At 60.9% G+C, this 2879-nt stretch carries 3 protein-coding genes; all 3 read left to right on the top strand.

Features of this window, described 5'->3' with window-relative positions:
• The first annotated feature begins 547 nt into the window (after window positions 1–547).
• Window positions 548–1309: a 23S ribosomal RNA methyltransferase Erm gene (gene erm / locus H483_RS39035; RefSeq protein WP_081615269.1), complete on the top strand. Its 762-nt coding sequence runs from the start codon at window positions 548–550 to the stop codon at window positions 1307–1309.
• A 275-nt stretch (window positions 1310–1584) separates the two neighbouring features.
• Window positions 1585–2355, top strand: coding sequence for a YfbU family protein (locus H483_RS38050; protein ID WP_017838674.1), 771 nt, complete (start codon window positions 1585–1587; stop codon window positions 2353–2355).
• A partial coding sequence (locus H483_RS39855) for a hypothetical protein (RefSeq protein WP_017838673.1) occupies window positions 2352–2879 on the top strand: 528 nt, incomplete at its 3' end. The genes H483_RS38050 and H483_RS39855, both read left to right, overlap by 4 nt.

Here is a 2879-nt window from a genome sequence, read left to right as displayed (position 1 = left end):
TACATCCGTCAAGGACCTCAATGCCAAGATTCGCCAGTTCATCACGGGCTGGAACGACCGCAAACACCCGTTCGTCTGGACTAAAACCCCCGAACAGATCCTCGCGAAAGCGAACCCTAAACCAACTTCAGAAACGCGACACTAGCGCCAGAATCCGTCCGCGATGCGATGTACGTGCGTGCCAAAGCATTGACGGCACGTTATCGATCCCGACGATCCGTACCGACTAACGTGTCCGGTCAGTACAGCTAGTAGAAGAGACGGCGAGGCCATTCATGTTGCCTGCGTTGCCAGCGCCGACCACGGAAACATCAACGGGTGCTGCTATGTTTTCGGTCATGGGTAAATTGATTTGCGGGTTCGCTGCGGCGCACTCGCTCGCTGTTCGCGACCGCCGCGCCTGACGGCGCGTTTCGCTGAACGTTTTAGCGCGTCGTCCGTCCGAGAGACCTTATGCGTCTCGGAACGGCACCTCTGCGTACCCTCATTCTCGGTCTTTGACCTGCCTGTTCTCGAGGCGCTCCCATTTCGATCTTGGAGCGCGATCATGCCCCGTTCATCCCATGGCGGCCGACACGAACTCGGCCAGAACTTTCTCGTTCATACCCCCACGCTAGAAAAAATCGCCAACCTCATTGCGGGTACGCAAGGGCCGATTCTGGAAATCGGCTCCGGCAATGGCGCACTTACACGGCACCTTGCGCGCCTTCAGAGGCCGCTCACCGCAATCGACATCGACGAGCACCGGGTAGCTAAGCTGCGACAGCGCATGCCCGGTGTGACGGTCGAACAGGCCGACGTCCTCGCTTACCCGCTCACCACCCCGGTAGTCGTTGGAAACGTTCCGTTCCATATCACAACACCGATCCTGCGCCGACTGCTCGCCACCGGCACGTGGCAGCACGCAGTGCTACTCACGCAATGGGAAGTGGCCCGCAGACGTGCCGGCGTTGGGGGCTCCACATTGCTGACTGCTCAGACCGCACCATGGTTCACCTTCACCCTGCACGGGCGAGTGCCATCAACGGCCTTCCATCCGAGGCCAGGCGTGGACGGCGGCATCATCCACATCATCCGCCGCCCCACTCCGTTGGTCCCTGTTATGCAACGACGGGCGTACGAACGGTTCGTGCGCGCGATATTCACCGGCCGCGGGGGGAACCTTGACCGCATCGTGCAGCAGGCCACCCAGGCGCCGCGCGACCTCATCCGCGACAAGCTGAGGAAAGCAGGAATCAGCCCACGAGCCCTTCCACGCGACCTACGCCCCGAGCAGTGGGCAACACTCTGGGGCGACCTGAACCGATGACTTCAGATCTGGCGCATCACGACTTGGCGCTCCATTGTGTAGGGGCATCGGCGGGAGGGCTGTTCGGGGCCATCTGTCGCAGATGACCGTGTTCAACGCGACTCGCTGGTGCGACATGTCTGCGAGACGACCGGCCCGGGCGGAGCCTTCCAATCAAGCCGTTCTCGGTGCGTCGCAATGGAGGATCGTCTACTGCGACACTGCTGGAACCGCCCACCTCCATTACCGTATGACGGTGCTACGCTTACTGTCATACAAGATGATTGGAGTACGACATGGCTGTTCTGAACATCCGGGTCGAGGATCGGGTCCGCGACCAACTCAAGGAACTGGCAGACGACGAGGGCATATCCCTTAGCGAGTATGTTCGCAACCTGGTGATGGAAGCCGTAGTGCCCGTCCGCGAGCAGCAGGAAGCAAGACACGGCGGGGAGCCGCCGCAGGAGACCTTGCGCCTAATTGATCGGCAGATCCTTTCGATGCTGCATCGCATCCTCGGGCGAGTTCTCCCTGAGGATGCGAACGATGTCGATGGAGACCTCAACTATCAGCTCATGCGTGCTCAGATTCTGGAGGCCGGCTACACGGGCGAGTACTGGTATGCGACCGCCGGCTTTCAGACCGAGCTATCTCACCGCGACTGTGACCGGGTCAAAGACATCCTCGATATGTTCCGGGTCATCACCTACAGCATCGAGCGTCTCGAGAAGGACGGTGCGGAAGTCGACGAAGAGCTCAAGGGGAGTCTCGAGTTCGTAGGGTTCGATCACAACGACCCGCTGGAGGGGCAGATGGCCAGCTACGTCCAGTTCCTCATGCGTGACGGCCGATGGACTGAGCTGGGAGCCCAACTTGAGCGCCATGACAACGGCAACTCGCATCATCGCGTGCTGGAGATGTACCTGCGCATGCTGGCCGAGTACCGCCGAATTATGGACGGCAGGGGCCGTGGTTTCAGCCGGATGGACTACTTCCTCTCGTTGGACGAGTTGCAGCAGATCGACGAGGCGAGCGTCCATCCTTCGAGCCGGAAGCTCAAGGGATGACGACCCCTGCAACCTCGATCCACCAGCTCGTGGAGCTGGTGGAAAGACAGGCCAACGTCATCGTTGCAACCGGGACTGGCCAGGGTCGATTCGACGACTTCGAAGCGGACTACCAGCGCAATGATCGCACGCTGGCAACCCAGTTCCGGCGCCTCGGATTCGATCCCCCATTCCCCTGGCGGTCGCTGTGGGAGTGGCACGGCTACTACTCGCAGGAGCTGCCGACCTACGCCTCCCGAAGGGTTCATGTCGCAGCGCTGAAACGCAAGGCTCTCGAGCAGTTGGAAGAGCAGGCCAACGGAGTGACAGTCCATGACCCCGCCGGAGGCGATCCCACTCCTACCTGGGACGTCATCAACGCACGGATCAGAGGGCTGATCAACGAGTACACCGGCGCTCGCGATAAGGACACATGGCAAGACGTCGGGCGTCGCAGCCGTGAGATTCTGATCGATCTCGGCAAGCTAATTGCCAGTCCAGCGATTGTCCCCGAGGGCCAAGACCCTCCCCGCGGGGCTGATGCG

The organism is Dietzia sp. UCD-THP (assembly GCF_000349585.1).
In the GTDB taxonomy this organism is placed as follows: domain Bacteria; phylum Actinomycetota; class Actinomycetes; order Mycobacteriales; family Mycobacteriaceae; genus Dietzia; species Dietzia natronolimnaea_A.
This window is presented reverse-complemented; position numbering and strand designations above follow the sequence as displayed.